This is a genomic window from Pseudomonas sp. CAU 1711 (genome assembly GCF_039888625.1).
GTDB lineage: Bacteria > Pseudomonadota > Gammaproteobacteria > Pseudomonadales > Pseudomonadaceae > Aquipseudomonas.
Genome location: NZ_JBDQQT010000002.1, coordinates 162,546 through 178,997, shown reverse-complemented (window position 1 = coordinate 178,997; position 16,452 = coordinate 162,546). Strand labels below are relative to the sequence as shown.

Annotated in this window: 21 protein-coding genes; 8 read left to right on the top strand and 13 right to left on the bottom strand. The window is 67.6% G+C overall.

Features of this window, described 5'->3' with window-relative positions; genetic code table 11:
* Window positions 1–68 precede the first annotated feature (68 nt).
* The 7 genes from AAFN46_RS02915 to AAFN46_RS02885 form a co-directional block, all read right to left on the bottom strand.
* Window positions 69–956, bottom strand: a complete 888-nt coding sequence (locus tag AAFN46_RS02915) for a hypothetical protein (protein WP_347807194.1) — start codon at window positions 954–956, stop codon at window positions 69–71.
* Window positions 953–2,344, bottom strand: a complete 1,392-nt coding sequence (gene cls, locus AAFN46_RS02910) for a cardiolipin synthase (RefSeq protein WP_347807193.1) — start codon at window positions 2,342–2,344, stop codon at window positions 953–955. The genes AAFN46_RS02915 and cls overlap by 4 nt, the downstream gene beginning before the upstream one ends.
* A 124-nt stretch (window positions 2,345–2,468) precedes the next feature.
* A complete protein-coding gene (locus AAFN46_RS02905) occupies window positions 2,469–3,302 on the bottom strand; it encodes a BON domain-containing protein (RefSeq protein ID WP_347807192.1) in 834 nt (277 codons plus the stop codon).
* Window positions 3,303–3,410: 108 nt separating this feature from the next.
* Window positions 3,411–3,623, bottom strand: a complete 213-nt coding sequence (locus tag AAFN46_RS02900) for a CsbD family protein (RefSeq protein WP_347807191.1) — start codon at window positions 3,621–3,623, stop codon at window positions 3,411–3,413.
* Window positions 3,620–3,838, bottom strand: coding sequence for a hypothetical protein (locus AAFN46_RS02895; RefSeq protein ID WP_347807190.1), 219 nt, complete (start codon window positions 3,836–3,838; stop codon window positions 3,620–3,622). The genes AAFN46_RS02900 and AAFN46_RS02895 overlap by 4 nt, the downstream gene beginning before the upstream one ends.
* A 112-nt stretch (window positions 3,839–3,950) precedes the next feature.
* Complete coding sequence (locus AAFN46_RS02890) at window positions 3,951–4,394, bottom strand: hypothetical protein (RefSeq protein ID WP_347807189.1); 444 nt, start codon at window positions 4,392–4,394, stop codon at window positions 3,951–3,953.
* Window positions 4,385–4,654, bottom strand: coding sequence for a hypothetical protein (locus tag AAFN46_RS02885; protein ID WP_347807188.1), 270 nt, complete (start codon window positions 4,652–4,654; stop codon window positions 4,385–4,387). The genes AAFN46_RS02890 and AAFN46_RS02885 overlap by 10 nt, the downstream gene beginning before the upstream one ends.
* A 464-nt stretch (window positions 4,655–5,118) precedes the next feature.
* Between AAFN46_RS02885 and AAFN46_RS02880 the strand changes: the two genes are divergently transcribed.
* Window positions 5,119–5,652, top strand: a complete 534-nt coding sequence (locus AAFN46_RS02880) for a hypothetical protein (RefSeq protein WP_347807187.1) — start codon at window positions 5,119–5,121, stop codon at window positions 5,650–5,652.
* Here AAFN46_RS02880 and AAFN46_RS02875 read toward each other — a convergent pair.
* From AAFN46_RS02875 to AAFN46_RS02865, 3 genes are all read right to left on the bottom strand, one after another.
* A complete protein-coding gene (locus AAFN46_RS02875) occupies window positions 5,601–6,461 on the bottom strand; it encodes a hypothetical protein (RefSeq protein WP_347807186.1) in 861 nt (286 codons plus the stop codon). The genes AAFN46_RS02880 and AAFN46_RS02875 overlap by 52 nt on opposite strands.
* A gap of 83 nt (window positions 6,462–6,544) precedes the next feature.
* Entirely contained in the window at window positions 6,545–7,315 is a 771-nt protein-coding gene (locus AAFN46_RS02870) for an SDR family oxidoreductase (protein WP_347807185.1), read from the bottom strand.
* An 89-nt stretch (window positions 7,316–7,404) separates the two neighbouring features.
* The gene (locus AAFN46_RS02865) at window positions 7,405–7,617 is read right to left on the bottom strand and encodes a DUF3820 family protein (protein WP_347807184.1); all 213 of its coding nucleotides are present in this window, start codon (window positions 7,615–7,617) and stop codon (window positions 7,405–7,407) included.
* 107 nt (window positions 7,618–7,724) lie between these two features.
* Here AAFN46_RS02865 and dgt point away from each other — a divergent pair, with 107 nt between their 5' ends.
* Window positions 7,725–9,197, top strand: coding sequence for a dGTPase (gene dgt, locus AAFN46_RS02860; protein WP_347807183.1), 1,473 nt, complete (start codon window positions 7,725–7,727; stop codon window positions 9,195–9,197).
* 437 nt (window positions 9,198–9,634) lie between these two features.
* On the opposite strand, the gene ahpF is transcribed toward dgt, so the two are convergent.
* The 3 genes from ahpF to AAFN46_RS02845 form a co-directional block, all read right to left on the bottom strand.
* Window positions 9,635–11,191, bottom strand: coding sequence for an alkyl hydroperoxide reductase subunit F (gene ahpF, locus AAFN46_RS02855; protein WP_347807182.1), 1,557 nt, complete (start codon window positions 11,189–11,191; stop codon window positions 9,635–9,637).
* A gap of 149 nt (window positions 11,192–11,340) precedes the next feature.
* Window positions 11,341–11,904: an alkyl hydroperoxide reductase subunit C gene (ahpC, locus tag AAFN46_RS02850; protein ID WP_160344663.1), complete on the bottom strand. Its 564-nt coding sequence runs from the start codon at window positions 11,902–11,904 to the stop codon at window positions 11,341–11,343.
* A 252-nt stretch (window positions 11,905–12,156) separates the two neighbouring features.
* A complete protein-coding gene (locus AAFN46_RS02845; protein ID WP_347807181.1) occupies window positions 12,157–12,618 on the bottom strand; it encodes a PAS domain-containing protein in 462 nt (153 codons plus the stop codon).
* Window positions 12,619–12,789: 171 nt separating this feature from the next.
* Here AAFN46_RS02845 and AAFN46_RS02840 point away from each other — a divergent pair, with 171 nt between their 5' ends.
* From AAFN46_RS02840 to AAFN46_RS02815, 6 genes are all read left to right on the top strand, one after another.
* Window positions 12,790–13,239: a flavodoxin gene (locus AAFN46_RS02840; RefSeq protein WP_347807180.1), complete on the top strand. Its 450-nt coding sequence runs from the start codon at window positions 12,790–12,792 to the stop codon at window positions 13,237–13,239.
* Window positions 13,239–13,706 (top strand): cupin domain-containing protein, encoded by a 468-nt coding sequence (locus AAFN46_RS02835; protein ID WP_347807179.1) that lies wholly within the window; start codon window positions 13,239–13,241, stop codon window positions 13,704–13,706. Before AAFN46_RS02840 ends, AAFN46_RS02835 begins: the two co-directional genes overlap by 1 nt.
* 93 nt (window positions 13,707–13,799) lie before the next feature.
* Complete coding sequence (locus tag AAFN46_RS02830; protein WP_347807178.1) at window positions 13,800–14,576, top strand: class II aldolase/adducin family protein; 777 nt, start codon at window positions 13,800–13,802, stop codon at window positions 14,574–14,576.
* Window positions 14,573–15,478 (top strand): alpha/beta hydrolase, encoded by a 906-nt coding sequence (locus AAFN46_RS02825; protein WP_347807177.1) that lies wholly within the window; start codon window positions 14,573–14,575, stop codon window positions 15,476–15,478. Before AAFN46_RS02830 ends, AAFN46_RS02825 begins: the two co-directional genes overlap by 4 nt.
* Entirely contained in the window at window positions 15,457–15,987 is a 531-nt protein-coding gene (locus AAFN46_RS02820; protein WP_347807176.1) for a DUF1569 domain-containing protein, read from the top strand. The genes AAFN46_RS02825 and AAFN46_RS02820 overlap by 22 nt, the downstream gene beginning before the upstream one ends.
* Window positions 15,987–16,367 (top strand): hypothetical protein, encoded by a 381-nt coding sequence (locus AAFN46_RS02815; protein ID WP_347807175.1) that lies wholly within the window; start codon window positions 15,987–15,989, stop codon window positions 16,365–16,367. Before AAFN46_RS02820 ends, AAFN46_RS02815 begins: the two co-directional genes overlap by 1 nt.
* The last annotated feature ends 85 nt before the right edge of the window (window positions 16,368–16,452 follow it).

Here is a 16,452-nt window from a genome sequence, read left to right as displayed (position 1 = left end):
CTACATACCTGCAGCATGGGCGCATGCGCCCGGCCGATCTGTACGCAATCGCACACACACGACGCCTTTCACTGCGCCGCAGCCTGCTGCGCCAGGGCCTGCTGGCGCAGCACCTCGCGATGCTTCATCGCCAGGTAGGCGGCGCGCTCCATCTCGTGCAGCTGCAGGGCATAGCGCTCGGCCCCCGCATACCAGCCCTGCAGGCGCTGCTCCAGGCGCGCCGGGGCCGGCAGCGCCAGGGCGCCCAGGTAGGCTTCGATCGCCAGGTAGTAGCGCATGGCATTGCGCTCGACCACTCCGCGCATGTTGCCCTGCAGTCGCGGCTGGCCGTCGGCGTCGACACCGACGACGCTGAAGCCGACCTTGTTGCGCCCGACGGTCGCCAGGTAGCCCTGCATGGCGATACGCGCCAGCGCACCGTAGGCATAGGCATAGGACAGGTGCAGAAAGCTGCGCTGCTCGTCCAGCGCCAGCACCTCCAGAACGATGCGGTAGTCGCGGGTGGCCAGCGGCCCATGCGCGGCCTCCAGCTCCACCCGCAGGTAGCCGGGCTCGGCCGCCGCCAGCCGATAGCGGAACTCGAAGGCGTAGGCCTCGGCCAGCGACTGATCGAACTTGCGCCCCAGATGCAGCCTGAGCATGGCGTCGGCCGCCGGCCCGGCGGCATAGCAGGCCTTGACGTTGAGATGCAGGATCAGCATGTCGCACCAGTTGCCGATGCCCTGCAGCGCCGGCCCGACCAGGCCGAACGGCTGCGCCACCTCGACATAGATGTCGCCGCGCAAGCTGTCCGCGGTCTGGCTCGACTGCAGATGCAATGGCCGCTGGAACGGGTTGTCGGCCAGTTGCCCGCGCAGGGCCTGATGCCGCGCGCCCAGCGCCGCGCTCTCGCCGCCCCACAGCGGCTCGACCGGGCTGGCCAGCAGGGCCAGGCAGAGCAGGATGTGGAGTTTCACAGCCAGTACTCCCAGAGCCGTCCGAACAGCTCCTGCGCGCGCACGCCCAGGGGGCGCGCCTGCCACGCCTGCAGGCTGATCTCGCGCGACTGCGCCAGATCGGCACGAAACGCCGCGCGCATCTTCTCGCCGAAGCCGCCACCGAGCACCACCGCATTGATCTCCTGGTTGTGCAGGAAGCTGCGCCAGTCGAGGTTGGTCGAGCCGACCGTCGACCAGACCCCGTCGATCACTGCGCTCTTCACATGCAGCAGGGCACCCTGGCGTTCATAGAGGCGCACGCCGGCGCGCAGCAGTTCGTCGTAGTAGGCGCGGCCAGCGTGGAACACCAGCCAGGAATCGGTGCTGCTGGGCAGGATCAGGCGCACATCGACGCCGCGCGCCACGGCCTCCTTCAACGTCGCCAGCAGCTGCGGATCGGGCACGAAGTAGGCATTGGTCAGCCAGATCTCGCGCTGCGCACTGCGCAGCGCCGAGATCAGGGTGACGTAGATTAGGCTGTAGGGGTGCTCCGGCGAACTGCCGATGGCGCGCACCACTTCGTCGCCGCGGCGCTCGACCGGCGGGAAGTAATGACGCGCCTGCAGCGGTGGCCCGCGCTGCTGATCCCAGGTGATGATGAAGAGTTTCTGCAGCTCGGCTACCACCGGCCCTTCGAGGCGCAGGTCGGTGTCACGCCAGGGCAGCGCACCATCCTCCCGGGCACGGAAGCCCAGGCGCAGCGAGCTGCCGGAATACACGCTGCTGATGTTGATGCCGCCGAGAAAGGCGATCCGCCCATCGACGATCAGCAGCTTGCGATGATCGCGCCGGTTCAGCTCCCAGCCGTCCTTGGCGGTGAGCGGATTGACCGGGTTGAACTCGACCACCTGCACCCCGGCGGCACTCAGGCGGGCGAAGAAGGCCTGCGGCGTGCCCAGGGTGCCGGCGCTGTCGCGGATCAGGTTGACCTGCACACCGGCCCGCTGCCTGATGATCAGGGCGGCGGCGAAACGCTGGCCGATCTCGTCATCGTCGAAGATGTAGCTTTCCATGTTGACGTGGTCGCGCGCGGCGACTATCGCGTCGAGCATGGCCTGGTAGGTCCGCGGGCCATCCTGCAGCAGCTCGACCCGGTTGCCGGTGGTCAAGGGGCTGCCGACTATGGATTCCTCCACGGCCAGGTGCAGGTCGAAGAAGCCGGTCGACTTGGCGTCGGCCTGCAGCTGCGCGATGATGGCCTGGCTGCGGGCCGCCGACAGCGGCCCGTGCGGGCCGTCCAGCGGCACCGGTGGAGCCTCACGGGACATGTCCGGCACTAGGGTCGGCAACACACTGCAGGCCGCCAGCAGGTTCAGACAGAGCGGCGCGAGCAGCCCAGGCCGCAGCAGCCGGACGCTCAGTAGCATGGTCCACCTCCCGCCGCCGGGAGCGGCCAGCACCGCTCCCGGCCACGCTAGAAAAGGATCGCCGCGCCGAACAGCCGAACATCTGACCGGCGGCGCGGCGATCCCGCAGCGATCTAGCGCTGCGCTAATAGGTGAGTTCCCGCGACTGCACGCTCTTTACCCCGCGAACGTTCTGCGCCAGTTCGATCGCCAGGGCCCGCTCGCTGCCGCTGCTGACCCGGCCGCTGAGGCTGACCACGCCCTTGGCGGTGCTGACGTCGATGGCCGAGCCGGCGACATTGCTGGAGTACATTAGGGTCGACTTGACCTTGGTGGTGATCCAGCTGTCGGAGATGACCTCGCCGGCTTCGTTGGCCGCACGCTTGCCGCTCTGCATAACGCCGGCCTGCGCCGGGTTGACCTGCAGCTGGTTGTCGACCGACACCACGCCGCGCGTGTTGTTCGCCAGGCGCCCGGCCAGATCGCGCTCCTCTGCGCTCTGCACCGCGCCGCGCAGGGTCACCCGGCCATAGCGGGTATCGACGTTGGTGGTCATGCCGTCGGCGTTCTTGCTCCACATCAGTTTGGCCTTGACCGCCGCCGTGATGCTGGCGTCGTCGATGGTGTCGCCGAAGCTACGCTCGGCGCCAGGCTTGGCCGGCTGATAGTCGGAATCGACGATGATCTGGTTGTCGACCTCGCCGATGCCTTTGACGCCCAGGGCGATCTCCTTGGCCAGCTCCTTGTTGACGTCCTCGGCGACATGCCCGGTCAGGGTGGCCTTGCCGCTGGCCACCGAGACCTTCAGGTCATGGGCGCGCAGATAGGGGTTGAGTGCGTAGGTGGTCCAGATCTGGCTTTCCTGGCGGGCATCGGTGACCTCCTGGGAGGCCGTCGCGGCCATGGCGCCAACACTGCCGGTGGCGACTGCCAGGGCTAGGGCCGAGGCGAGGAAAAGAGTGCGGGGTTGCCTGTTCATGGTGTATCTCCACTCGGGGAAGATGTGATGCCGGCAGCCTGCAGTCGCTTGACCGCCGCCACCGATTCGCACCGGCGCCCGCTTGGGCGGGCGTCGGTGCGCTTTACATCAGCATTTGCTTTTTTCCAGGAAGTTCTTGACCTGCTTGTCTGCTTCGTCGCGCGTCATGGCATAGCGCTCCTGAAGCAGACCGGCGAGTTTTTGCTCCTGCCCTTCCGATTGCAGCAGCTCGTCCTCGGTCAGCTTGCCCCAAGCGATCTTGGCGGCGCCGACCTGCTGCTTCCACTTGCCCTTGAGCTCATCGCTACTGGGCAGGCTCATGATTTTTTCGGCTCCTTGCTGGCGACCTGGGCTTCGCCCTGGGCGAGCTTTTGCTGCGGCCGTTCATCCTTGGCGGTTTGCGGGGCGCCCGGTTTTTGCGAACTCGGGTCGGTTTTGTAGTGCGGCTGGTTGCCGCTGACGGTGCTGCCCTTCTGCGCTTGGCCGGTATCTTTCTCCGGTGCGTTGGGGCTGCGTTGTTCGATGGGCTTGTTCATGGTGACCTCTGGTTGGATCGCGGCACCGGCGAGATTGCGCGGTACCGGGGGAGGACAATGGCAGCCCGCGCGCCTGGCGTCGGTGCGCTGGCGCGCTTAGGCCGCCTCCCCCTCAGCTGGCACTGAGAGTCAGCAGGATGTCGGCATACCTGGTGCAGTTGAGCCCCAGCACTTCGTCCTGCAGCAGATCGCGGCTACCCAGGTCGAGGCGCGCCGAGTGGATGCCGAGCAGCAGCCAGGGCAGCTCGCCCAGGCCGTCGTGCGCCGGCGCCGCCCGCATCACCACCGGAGCGCCGCTGGTGCCGCAGTGGGTGCGCGCATCGGTGAGGAAGTACCCCTGGCCCTGGAAGCGCAGGCCGAAGGACGAGGCCTGCACGGCATGGCGCACCACCGGCATGTGATGCAGGCTGTCGTGGAAGCCCAGGAGGAAGCCCACTACCAACAACGTTGTGCCGACCTCAACAGGAGCGCCAGACCACTGCAGATGCGCAGGGGTGAAAGCGTGATAAACCACCGACACCGGCAGTGCCTCACGCTCGATCTCGATCAATGCCACATCGATGGCACCAGCCGCGTCCAGCCCTTGGCGCCACAGGATCTGGCCATCACGATACAGCGGTACAGAAAAATACAGGAGCAACCCAAGTCATTTGGGTCGCTATGCACTTCGATCTCTAAGCGTTCAGGGAAATGCCGGCTCGGCTCATCCATCAGCACATGACGACTGCTCACCAAGAACAGGTGTTGGTCGCGGGCGAAGAAGAAGCCACTGGCATTGGTCAGCAAGCGCTCCACCGAGTAGGTGCAGATCCGCACGGTGTGAATCCCTCTGATTTTGTCGGCACTCGGTGACCGCTTCTGGCTGTTATCAGCCCCTCGGCCAGAATCGGATGTTAGATAAAGGCTTGCCGAGCGCCGCTACGGGGGAGGTGATTGCGACCGGGTAGGTCCACGGCTTCGATGCTTCCCTCCCAAACTGCAGGGGATAAGGTCGGTTCAAGGCGCTGATCAAGCGCCATCCTGAGGGCAGCCGCGAGGACATCGGCACACGTTCGCCATGCAGCCGGTGGGCCACGATCTGATCTTCTACTCCAAGGAGAAGCGCGACGGCGCGCGGGCGGCGGCGAGTGCACGGAAGCCCCGACCTGATGCGGTTATGCGCAGTATGACGAGGAAGACTGCGATGAGGCCGGCGCAGTGCGGCGCATTCAGCCGAGCGTGCGCCACGATTAGTCGGCGGCTATCCTATGCGCCCGCTTTGCCCGCGCAGGATCGCCCCCATGAAAGCCCAGCTCCTCGAACTCATCACCCTGATCAGCTCCGGCTGCATGACCGAGGAGGAGATCGCCCGCGTCGCCGACGAGGCCGCTCAGGCCTATGCCGACGCCGCTGCCTTCCTCGCCGCCAACCCGGACATCAACTACGACGACAGCTTCCCCATCCCCCTCGGCGAGTGGGTGGTGGTCGGTAGCCTGCCGGACACCGTGTTGTTCCAGGCCGACGGCTACGACCAGCTGCTGCAGCAGATCATCGACTCCTTCGGCCCGCAGGTGAGCTTCAACATCAAGCCCAAGCAGCTGCTCAAGGTCGAGCCGCTGAAGGCGCTCAACCGCATCCAGGTGCAGCTCTCGGCGCTGTACAAGGAGAAGGGCGGCTACGTGCTGGTCGACTTCAGCGAGCCGCTGGACGACGAGCTGCAGTGCGTGCTGGTCTACAGCAGCGATCTGCCGCGCGTGCTGCAGCTGGCGGTCGAGGTCGGCATCTACGCCGCGCCGGCTTTCGAGGCGCTGAAGGCCGAGCTGGAGCAGGGTTGAGCCTGCAGCAGGCGCTGGCGCAGCTCGCCGAAATGGCGCACCGAGTCGTGCAGGTAGGCCTGCGGTAGCACGCCGTAGCGGCCCAGTGTCGCCTCCACCTGGCGCAGGCCGGTCTGTTCGGCCAGCTGGTAGGCGCGCATGCCTTTCTCGATGCGTTCGGCGGTGCTGGCGAAGTCGGCGAAGCGCATGTCGCGACTGCTGGTGAAGTAGGCGAAGCGAATCCGCGGGCGCAGTGCCACCCGGCGGATCAGCGGCCAGTCCAGCTCGGCCAGCGCCTGCTCCACGGCCGGCCCGACGATGCACTCCTGCTCCCAGAGGAAGAACGCCTCGAACAGCTCGCGGCGTGCCGGCAGCGGTAGCGGCTGGTCCAGTGCCTGGGCGCGGTGGCAGCGGTTCAGCGCGGCCAGCAGGCGCGGCTGCACATGGCGTTCGATACCCGCCGCGTGGCCGTGCAGCTTGCTCAGGTGGTAGGCGCAGTAGGCCTCGACGCATACCCGCCGGTTGATCTCGCGAAAGGCGTCGGCGAAGGCGTGCAGCTGACGCAGCTTGGCGCGGCGCTCGGCGGGGGCGAGGAGGAACCGGGCGGAGAGCAGGGCGCCGACCCGCAGGCCCAGAGCGAAATAGCCGGCGCCCCAGAGCGCGCCGTGGGCGGCGATCAGCGGGAAGACGTTGCGTCCGCCGGAGTCCTGGTAGAGGTGGTGGTAGACCGAGGCGCGCTGGCCCAGATCGGTGAGTGTGCCGGCCAGCAGGGTCGCCTCCTGGTGAATCCGCCGATGATCCCGGGTGAGGGTGCAGCCATCGCTATCCATATGCAGGGCTCCAGAACGAATCTGCCTTCACTCTAAGGAGATTCGTCCTTGGCGGCTTCGCGGCATATTGCCTCAGGTCGGCGCTACAGGCTGAAACCGCCGTCGATGGGAATGATGGCGCCGGTCATGTAGGCGCCGGCCAGGCCGCACAGGCTGACGGCGAGGGCGGCCATCTCTTCCGCGCGGCCCCAGCGCCGCATCGGGATAAGCGCCACGTCCTCGGCCAGGCTCGCCTCGTTGCCGGCGATATGACGGGTCATCTTGCTGGGGAAACGCCCGGGAGCGATCACATTGACGTTGATGTGCTCGCTCACCAGCTCCTTGGCCAGGATGCGCGACAGCTGATGCAGCGCCGCCTTGCTCGGGCCGTAGGCGTAGGCCTGCTCGCCGAAGGCGCTGATGCCGGCCACCGAGCCGATATTGATCACCCGCGCCGGGCTGGCCTGGCTGCCGGCCTTGCGCAGCAACGGCAGCAGTTGCTGGATGCAGCCGAACACGGCAGTCACGTTGAGCTGCATGACCTTCTCCCAGCCTTTGGCTGGGTAGCTCTCCAGCGGTGCACCCCAGGTGGTGCCGGCGTTGTTGACCAGGATGTCGAGGCGTTCGATGCGCCCGGCCAGCTCCTCGGCCAGGGCGCGGGCGCCATCCTCGCCGGAGAGGTCGGCGGCCAGGCCGAGGCATTCGCCGTACTGCGAGAGCTCCTCGGCGACCTGGCGGCAGGCCTCGCCATCGCGGGCGCAGATCACCACGCGCGCGCCGGCTTCGAGCAGGCCTTGGGCGATCATCCGGCCGATGCCGCGGCTGCCGCCGGTGACCAGGGCGGTACGCCCGGCGAGACTGAAATAGGGATGCATGCTGGGAAGTCCTCGTCGTTGTCCTGGTCCTAAGCTAAACGAGGCGGGTATGCATGGGCTGCGTTATTGCGGGTGCAAATGCACCGGCATCAGCGCTTGCGCAGCGGCTCCAGCAGCGGCTTGAGGCCGTTGTGGTCGATCTCCTGCATCAGCGCCAGCAGGCGGCCCAGCTCGCCCTTGGGGAAGCCCGTGCGGGCGAACCAGTTGAGGTAGTGGCCGGGCAGGTCGGCGAGCAGGCGGCCCTGGTACTTGCCGAAGGGCATGGTGCGGGTGACGAGCAGAAGCAGATCTTCGGGGTTCATGGCATGCGCGGCGTGGATCTCGGGGCCGCAGGATAACCGCTGGCGTGCTGGTGAAGCGACCGGCCGGCGCGTTAGGCTGCGGCCTGAACCCGCAAGGAGCGAGTCCCTTGGATTTCAAGTCGAAGATTTCCCTGCTGCGCGCCCGCGAGAGCGCCACCCCGCCCGCGCCGGGCGGCGCGCACTGGCTGCTCGAACTCGGCGAGCGGCTGGAGAGCGACCGCGGGCGCATCATCAACTCGGCGGCGGTGCGCCGCCTGCAGCAGAAGACCCAGGTGTTTCCGCTGGAGCGCAACGCCGCGGTGCGCAGCCGCCTGACCCACTCGCTGGAGGTGCAGCAGGTCGGCCGGCACATCGTCCGCACGCTGTTCCACAAGCTCGGCCCACGCGCGGCCGACCATGGACTGGACGGCCTGGAGCGGGCGCTGGAGAGTCTGGTGGAGATGGCCTGCCTGACCCACGACATCGGCAACCCGCCGTTCGGCCACTTCGGCGAGTTCGCCATCGGCGACTGGTGCGCGCGCCAGCTCGATGGCCTGTTCGCCGCCGCCGTGCCGAGCGGGCAGGGCGACGCCGAGCTGCGCGGGCGCATGCTGCGCGATCTCAAGGCCTTCGAGGGCAATGCCCAGGCCATCCGCCTGGTGCATCGCCTGCAACGCATGAACCTGACCTACAGCCAGGCCGCGTGCATGCTCAAGTATGTGCGCGCCGCGCACGAGGCCAGGCCGGCCCCGGGCACGCCGGGCGCCTACCTGCGCAAGAAGCCGGGCTTCTACCTGAGCGAGCAGGGCTTCGTCGAGGCGCTGTGGCGCGCCCTGGGCATGCAGGCGCAGACCCGCTATCCGCTGGTCTACGTGATGGAGGCGGCGGACGACATCTCCTACTGCCTGGCCGACCTGGAGGACGCGGTGGTCAAGGGCATCCTCGACCTGCTGCGCCTGGCCGCGCTGCTGCGCGATACCTTCGCCCGTTTCAAACCGCTGGACACGCCGATCGACGAGCGCGGCCGCAGCTTCGCCGCGCTGCTCGACGATGCCCTGGCGCGGGCCGAGGCGGAGCCGGTGGACAAGGTCGGGCAGTTCTTCATCCGCCTGCGCGTCAACCTGATCCATCCGCTGGTGCAGCACGCCGCCGGGCAGTTTATCGCGCAGCTCGACGCGGTGTTCGCCGGCACCCTCGACCGCGCCCTGCTGGAGGACGACAGCCCGGCCTGCGCGGTGGTGCAGACTTTCAAGACGGTGGGCGCCGAGCAGGTGTTCTGCCACCGCGAAGTGGAGACTTTGCAGCTGCAGGGCCTGCGCATTCTGCAGGGGTTGCTGGAGGTGTATGGCGCGCTGCTCGGCCTGGGGGGCGCGGACTTCCAGGCGCTGCTGGAGGGCCGCGGCCGCGCCGACCTGCGCATGCTGGTGCGGCGCCTGCCCACCCATCTGCTCAGCGCCTATCGCCAGGCGTTGGGCGAGCACGAGGGGGCGGATGCGCCGCTGTGGGAGTTCTACCACCGCGCGCGCCTGCTGCTGGACTTCGTCAGCGGCCTGACCGACCAGTTGGCCCAGGACGAGTATCGGGTGCTGATGGCGCACTGAGGCGCGCCGGCCGTAGCCCGGATGCAATCCGGGAAACGGGCTGCTCCGCTCGCGCAGTGCATCCGGGCTTCGACTGGGGTGAGGGACTGGCGCCTACTCGTTGCCTGGCCCTCACCCCGGCCCTCTCCCGGAGGGAGAGGGAGAGCAACAGGCCGTAGCCCGGATGCAATCCGGGAAACAGGCTGCTCAGCTCGCGGATTGCATCCGGGTTGCGACTGGGGTGAGGGACTGGCGCCTGCTCGTTGCCTGGCCCTCACCCCGGCCCTCTCCCGGAGGGAGAGGGAGAGCAACAGGCCGTAGCCCGGACGCAATCCGGGAAACGGGCTGCTCCGTTCGCGCAGCGCATCCGGGCGACGACTGGGGATGAGGGACTGGCGCTTGCTTGTTGCCTGGCCCTCACCCCGGCCCTCTCCCGGAGGGAGAGGGGGAGGAGCCGATCAGCCGTGGCGGATCAGGTGGTCGAAGGCGGAGAGCGAGGCCTTGGAGCCTTCGCCCGCGGCGATGACGATCTGCTTGTACGGCACTGTGGTCACGTCGCCGGCGGCGAACACGCCGGGGATGTTGGTGGCGCCCTTGGCGTCGACGATGATCTCGCCGAAGCGGTTGAGCTCCACGGTGCCCTTGAGCCAGTCGCTGTTCGGCAGCAGGCCGATCTGCACGAAGATGCCTTCCAGCTCGACGCTGTGCAGCTGTTCCGTGGTGCGGTCCTTGTAGCTCAGACCGGTGACCTTCTGGCCGTCGCCGAGCACTTCGGTGGTCTGCGCACTCTTGATCACGCGGACGTTGGGCAGACTGTTCAGCTTTTTCTGCAGCACGGCGTCGGCGCGCAGGGTATCGGCGAACTCCAGCAGGGTGACGTGGGCGACGATGCCGGCCAGGTCGATGGCCGCCTCGACGCCGGAGTTGCCGCCACCGATCACCGCTACGCGCTTGCCCTTGAACAGCGGGCCGTCGCAGTGCGGGCAGAAACACACGCCCTTGCCCTTGTATTGCTGCTCGCCGGGCACGCCCATCTCGCGCCAGCGCGCGCCGGTGGAGAGGATCACGGTCTTGGCGCGAAGCGAGGCACCGTTGTCGAATTTCACTTCGTGCAGGCCGCCTTCGGCGCTGGCCGGGACCAGGGCGCTGGCGCGCTGCAGGTTCATGATGTCGACCTCGTACTGGCGCACGTGCTCTTCCAGGGCGCGGGCCAGTTTCGGGCCCTCGGTCTCCTGCACCGAGATGAAGTTCTCGATGGCCATGGTGTCGAGCACCTGGCCGCCGAAACGCTCGGCGGCCACGCCGGTGCGGATGCCCTTGCGCGCGGCGTAGATGGCCGCCGCGGCGCCGGCCGGGCCGCCGCCGACCACCAGCACGTCGAAGGCGTCCTTGGCGTTCATCTTCTCGGCGTCGCGGCTGCCGGCCTGGGTGTCGATCTTGGCGAGGATTTCCTTCACTTCCATGCGCCCCGAGGCGAACGGCTCGCCGTTCAGGTAGATGCTCGGCACGGCCATGACCTGGCGGCGCTCGACTTCTTCCTGGAACAGCGCGCCGTCGATGGAGACGTTGCGGATATTGGGGTTGAGCACGGCCATCAGGTTCAGCGCCTGGACCACGTCCGGGCAGTTCTGGCAGCTCAGCGAGAAGTAGGTCTCGAACTCGAAGGTGCCTTCGATGGCCTTGATCTGGGCGATGGTCTCGACGTCCAGCTTGGACGGGTGGCCGCCGATCTGCAGCAGCGCCAGCACCAGCGAGGTGAACTCGTGGCCCATGGGGATGCCGGCGAAGACGATGCCGGTATCCTCGCCCGGACGGTTGAGGGCGAAGGACGGACGGCGCGCATCGCTGCCGTCGGTCTTGAGGGTGATCTTGTCGGTCAGGCCGACGATGTCTTGCAGCAGCCCGAGCAGCTCCTGGGATTTCGCGCCGTCATCGAGGCTGGCGACGATCTCGAACGGCTGGGTGACCTTTTCGAGGTAGGCCTTCAACTGGGTTTTAAGATTGGCGTCCAACATGGCGGAAAGTCCTCAAAGACAAAATTCGGGCAATAAAATGCCCGGGCGGATCGCGCCCGGGCATCGGGCGCCACAAGGGTCGGGCCACGACCCTGACAGCGCAGGTCTTGTACCCAGCCCCGAGCCTGCTCGGGGCTGGGGAGGCAGATTTAGATCTTGCCTACCAGGTCCAGCGAGGGAGCCAGAGTGGCTTCGCCTTCCTTCCACTTGGCCGGGCAAACCTGACCCGGGTTGGCGGCGGTGTACTGGGCAGCCTTCAGCTTGCGCAGGGTTTCCGACACGTCACGGGCGATTTCGTTGGAGTGGATTTCCAGGGTCTTGATCACGCCTTCCGGGTTGATCACGAAGGTGCCACGCAGGGCCAGGCCTTCTTCGGCGATGTGCACGCCGAAAGCGTTGGTCAGCTGGTGGGTGGGGTCGCCGATCAGCGGGAACTTGGCCTTGCCCACGGCCGGGGAGGTCTCGTGCCAGACCTTGTGCGAGAAGTGGGTGTCGGTGGTGACGATGTACACCTCGGCACCGGCCTTCTGGAACTCGGCGTAGTTGTTGGCGGCGTCTTCGATCTCGGTCGGGCAGTTGAAGGTGAAGGCGGCCGGCATGAAGATCAGCACGGACCACTTGCCCTGCAGGCTCTGCTCGGTGACTTCGATGAACTCGCCGTTGTGGAAAGCGGTGGCCTTGAAGGGTTGAACCTGGGTGTTGATCAGGGACATGAGAGAACTCCTGTTGGGGTTTGGAAACTTGATGCCGCGCATTCTATCTGGATCGGTCTTGATCGCTAAATTGAATGAAGGAATTGGAACGATTGCTTTGGTCTATCTGCCTTCTTCTGCAAGAGGGCAGATGTCTATGGCGCGCGGCCGGCGCTGCGCCGCCTTGGCTGGCCTATCGCTGGCCGCCGTGTGTCCGTCGGCCGTTGTCCGCCCCTCGGTGGGCGGGTTTCGTGCCCGAGCGCGGGCGCTGCGCTACTGCTCCCGGCTCGCCGCCTTCAGCGCCGCGAGCTCGGCCCTGAGGCGCTCGAGCTCGGTCTCGAGTTCCCGCACCCGCTGCCGCGCCTCGACTTCGGCGCTGACATCCTTCTGGATGCCGATGAAGTAGGTCAGCTGGTCGCCTTCGTTGAACACCGGGGTGATCGACAGCTCGTTCCAGAACGCGCTGCCGTCCTTGCGGTAGTTGCGGATGATCTCGCGGCACGGGCGCTGCTCGCGGATCGCCGCGCGAATGCCCGCCAGGCCCGGCTGATTGCGATCGTCGCCCTGCAGAAAGCGGCAGTCCTGGTAGAGGATGTCGTCGCGCGGGTAGCCGGTCAGCCGTTCGAAGGCGGCATTGGCGTAGATCAGGATGTTGTCCTCGCCTTCCTGTTCGGCCACCACTATGCCGTCGTTGGAGGCGTCTACCACCAGTTGCAGGAGCTTGGCGCTGATCATCGAGGTGTCTCCCTATCGTCTTCGCTGCATTCTAGGGGCTGTTGCCGTTTGGCCGCGACCGTGGCGGTGGCCATTCTTGCGCGAAAGCGGCAAAAGACTCAGGGGCATCCCGACCGGCCCGGCACTTGCGGCATAATGCGGGCCCTTTTTCAGCCCGCTGCGGAGAACTGCATGAAAGTCGCCATCCTGTCCGGTTCGGTCTACGGGGCCGCCGAAGAAGTCGCCCGGGTCGCCGTGCAGGTGCTGGAGGGCGCCGGCTGCGAGGCCTGGCACAAGCCCGGCGTGGCGCTCGACGAGGTGTTGGCCTTCGCCCCCGAGGCGGTGCTGGTGGTGACCTCCACCACCGGCATGGGCGAGCTGCCCGGCAATATCCAGAACCTCTACTACGCCTTGCGCGACCGCTTCCCGGCCTGGAGCGGCCTGCCCGGCGCGGTGATCGCCCTGGGCGACTCCAGCTATGACCAGTTCTGCGGCGGCGGCGAGCAGATGCGCGAGCTGCTGCTGGAACTGGGCATGCGCGAGGCGCTGCCGATGCTGCGTTTGGATGCCAGCGAGACGGTGACCCCGGACGAGGATGCCCGGCCCTGGCTGGCAGAGCTGGCCAGCGTGCTGCGCGCCTGATGCATCCGCGCGCCGTCGAGCTGATTGCCGAGCTGCAGCTGGTCGCCCACCCCGAGGGCGGCTACTACCGCCGGCTGTTCACCTCGGCACAGCAGGACGATGAAGGCCGCGCGGCCTGCAGCAGCATCCTGTTCCTGCTGCCGGGCGGCGCGGCGAGCCGCTGGCACCGGGTCGATGCCGACGAGCTGTGGTTCTTCCACGAGGGCGCGCCGCTGGAGCTGCTGATCGCCGAGTCTGCGCAATCCCTGCGCAGCGAGCGCCTGGGGCCGGTCGGCGCCGGGCAGTTGCCGCAGCAGGTGGTGCCGGCCCACGCCTGGCAGGCGGCGCGCAGCCTCGGCGACTTCACGCTGGTGAGCTGCAGCGTGGCGCCGGAGTTTCGCTTCGAGGGCTTTCGCCTGCTCGCCGATGACCCGGCCGCCCAGGCCGGGTGGCCGCTGCTGATGGCGCGCCATCCCGAACTGCTGTGACCCGCAGGGCCAGTGCGCTGGCCGGCAAGGCAACTGGTGGCGGCGCTTGTGCTGGCTAGACTCCCCGGCACAACAACAGCCGAGGTGCCCGCCGTGAACGCTCCGCTCAACCTGCCCGATGTGAAGAACCAGGTCTCCGCCGCCGAATGGCAGACCCGCGTCGACCTGGCCGCCTGTTACCGGCTGATCGCCCTGCACGGCTGGGACGACCTGATCTTCACCCATATCTCGGCCAAGGTGCCGGGCACCGAAGACTTCCTGATCAACCCCTTCGGCCTGATGTTCCATGAGATCACCGCCTCCAGCCTGGTGAAGATCGATCTCTCCGGCAACAAGCTGATGGACGGCCCCTACGACATCAACCCGGCCGGCTACACCATCCACAGCGCCATCCACGAGGTGCGCCACGACGTCGGTTGCGTGCTGCACACCCACACCGCCGCCGGCATCGCCGTGTCGGCGCAGAAGCAGGGCCTGCTGCCGATCTCCCAGCAGTCGCTGTTCGTGCTGTCCAGCCTGGCCTACCACGATTACGAGGGCGTGGCGATCAACCACGAGGAGAAGCTGCGCCTGCAGCGCGACCTGGGCGACAAGCACTTCTTCATCCTGCCCAACCACGGCCTGCTCACCGCCTTCGCCAGCATCGCCGATGCCTTCCTCGGCATGTTCACCCTGCAGCGCGCCTGCGAGGCGCAGATCATGGCGCAGAGCGGCGGCGCCGAGCTGATCCACATCCCGCAGCAGATTCTCGACGGCTCGGCGGCGATGCTCGCCGGGGTGATGAAGACCAGCCAGGGCCTGGGTGGCGACAAGGCCTGGCCGGCGCTGCTGCGCAAGCTCGATGCGCAGCTGCCGGGTTACGACCAGTGAGCGGGCTGCCGGGTATCGCCCTGGCCGACTGGCGGGCGCAGGGGCGCGGCTTCAGCTTCGACGGCCAGGCCATCCGCTACTGGACGGCCGGCGAGGGCGAGCCGCTGCTGCTGATCCACGGCTTCCCCACCGCCAGCTGGGACTGGCAGCGTCTGTGGCAGCCGCTGGCGCAGCGTTACCGCGTGATGGCCTGCGATATGCTCGGTTTCGGTTTTTCTGCCAAGCCGCGCGGCCATGCCTACAGCCTGCTGGAACAAGCCGACCTGCAGCAGGCGCTGCTGGCCCATCTGGGCATCGACGCGCCGCTGCACCTGCTGGCCCACGACTACGGCGACAGCGTGGCCCAGGAGCTGATCGCCCGGCACCAGGAGGGGCGCCTGCGCCTGGCCAGCTGCGTGTTTCTCAATGGCGGCCTGTTTCCCGAGACGCATCGCCCGGTGCTGACCCAGAAGCTGCTGCTCGGCCCGCTGGGGCCGCTGCTCGGTCGGCTGTTCTCGCGGCGCACCCTGGCAAAGAACTTCAACAAGGTGTTCGGCCCGCACACCCCGCCCAGCGAGGCCGAACTGGACGCCTTCTGGGAGCTGATCGCGCACAACGACGGGCCCAAGGTCATGCACCTGCTGATCCGCTACATCCTCGAGCGCCGCGCCAATCGCGAGCGCTGGGTAGCGGCCATGCAGGAGACGACGCTGCCCATGCGGGTGATAGACGGGGCGCTCGATCCGATTTCCGGGGCGCACATGGTCGAGCGCTACCGTGAGCTGATCGCGAGCCCCGACACGGTATTGCTGCCGGCCATAGGCCACTATCCGCAGACCGAGGCGCCCGCAGAGGTGCTCGGCCACTATCTCGAGTTTCGTCAGCGGCTGGAGGCCCATACATGCAGCGACGCACTCTGTTGAAAGGCGCCGCCCTGGGCGGCGTGGCGGCGCTTGGCGCCGGTTTCTGGGCCCTGCCCACGGGGAACGCGCCGGCCGCGCTCAGCCTGGAAGGCGCGCGCAAGGTGCTGCAGGGCTTCGAGGGCAAGGCCCTGGTCAGCGTCGAGGGCTGGAGCCCGGCCGAGGTGTTCAACCACTGCGCGCAGAGCATCGACTATTCCATCGACGGCTTCCCCGAACTGAAACCGACCTGGTTCCGCCACAGCGTCGGCCCGGCCGCGTTCGCCGTATTCAGCGCGCGCGGGGCCATGCGTCACCCGCTGAGCGAGGCCATTCCCGGCGCCGCGCCGCTGGCCGAGCCGGCCAGCCAGGCGGCGGCGCTGCAGCGCCTGCAGGCCGCCTTCGCGCGTTTCGCCAGCCACAGCGGCGAGCTGCAGCCGCACTTCGCCTATGGCGCCCTCGACCACGAGGAGTACGCCGCGGCCCATGTGCTGCACCTGTACAACCACCTGAGCTTGATCCGGGTGGCCTGATGAGCCAGGAGCTGGCGCGGCGCTTCTTCGACGAGTTCGTCGAGGCCTTCGCCTGCTTCGACGGGGCGCTGGTGGCGCAGCGTTACCTCAGCCCCTACCTGGCCTTCCACAGCCCCGAGGAACTGCGTGTATTCGCCTCGGCGGCGGACATCGCCGTCTACTTCCAGGGCATCCTCGACGACTATCGCGCCCGTGGCTGCCGCGCCTGCCGCTATCGCGACCTGCACGTGACGGCGCTGGGCGCCGACTGCGCCCTGGCCAGCGTGACCTGGGAGCTGCTGGACGCCGCCGGCGGCGTCATCGCGGCCTGGCGCGAGTCCTACAACCTGTGCCGGGTCGAGGGGCGCTACCGGGTCTTCGCCTCGACCGACCATCGCTAGTTTATCGGCCGGTATTCAGTGCCACGGCGGTTCGTTGCCGGGGCGTAGCCACTGCAGGACACTCGGGGTCTTTGCCGACTACTGC

Bases quoted from the DNA above. Each gene is read 5' to 3' on its own strand.
- cls (WP_347807193.1), bottom strand. From the start codon at position 2,344: ATGCTACTGAGCGTCCGGCTGCTGCGGCCTGGGCTGCTCGCGCCGCTC.
- AAFN46_RS02905 (WP_347807192.1), bottom strand. From the start codon at position 3,302: ATGAACAGGCAACCCCGCACTCTTTTCCTCGCCTCGGCCCTAGCCCTG.
- AAFN46_RS02900 (WP_347807191.1), bottom strand. From the start codon at position 3,623: ATGAGCCTGCCCAGTAGCGATGAGCTCAAGGGCAAGTGGAAGCAGCAG.
- AAFN46_RS02895 (WP_347807190.1), bottom strand. From the start codon at position 3,838: ATGAACAAGCCCATCGAACAACGCAGCCCCAACGCACCGGAGAAAGAT.
- AAFN46_RS02880 (WP_347807187.1), top strand. From the start codon at position 5,119: ATGAAAGCCCAGCTCCTCGAACTCATCACCCTGATCAGCTCCGGCTGC.
- AAFN46_RS02875 (WP_347807186.1), bottom strand. From the start codon at position 6,461: ATGGATAGCGATGGCTGCACCCTCACCCGGGATCATCGGCGGATTCAC.
- AAFN46_RS02870 (WP_347807185.1), bottom strand. From the start codon at position 7,315: ATGCATCCCTATTTCAGTCTCGCCGGGCGTACCGCCCTGGTCACCGGC.
- AAFN46_RS02865 (WP_347807184.1), bottom strand. From the start codon at position 7,617: ATGAACCCCGAAGATCTGCTTCTGCTCGTCACCCGCACCATGCCCTTC.
- ahpF (WP_347807182.1), bottom strand. From the start codon at position 11,191: ATGTTGGACGCCAATCTTAAAACCCAGTTGAAGGCCTACCTCGAAAAG.
- ahpC (WP_160344663.1), bottom strand. From the start codon at position 11,904: ATGTCCCTGATCAACACCCAGGTTCAACCCTTCAAGGCCACCGCTTTC.
- AAFN46_RS02845 (WP_347807181.1), bottom strand. From the start codon at position 12,618: ATGATCAGCGCCAAGCTCCTGCAACTGGTGGTAGACGCCTCCAACGAC.
- AAFN46_RS02840 (WP_347807180.1), top strand. From the start codon at position 12,790: ATGAAAGTCGCCATCCTGTCCGGTTCGGTCTACGGGGCCGCCGAAGAA.
- AAFN46_RS02835 (WP_347807179.1), top strand. From the start codon at position 13,239: ATGCATCCGCGCGCCGTCGAGCTGATTGCCGAGCTGCAGCTGGTCGCC.
- AAFN46_RS02820 (WP_347807176.1), top strand. From the start codon at position 15,457: ATGCAGCGACGCACTCTGTTGAAAGGCGCCGCCCTGGGCGGCGTGGCG.
- AAFN46_RS02815 (WP_347807175.1), top strand. From the start codon at position 15,987: ATGAGCCAGGAGCTGGCGCGGCGCTTCTTCGACGAGTTCGTCGAGGCC.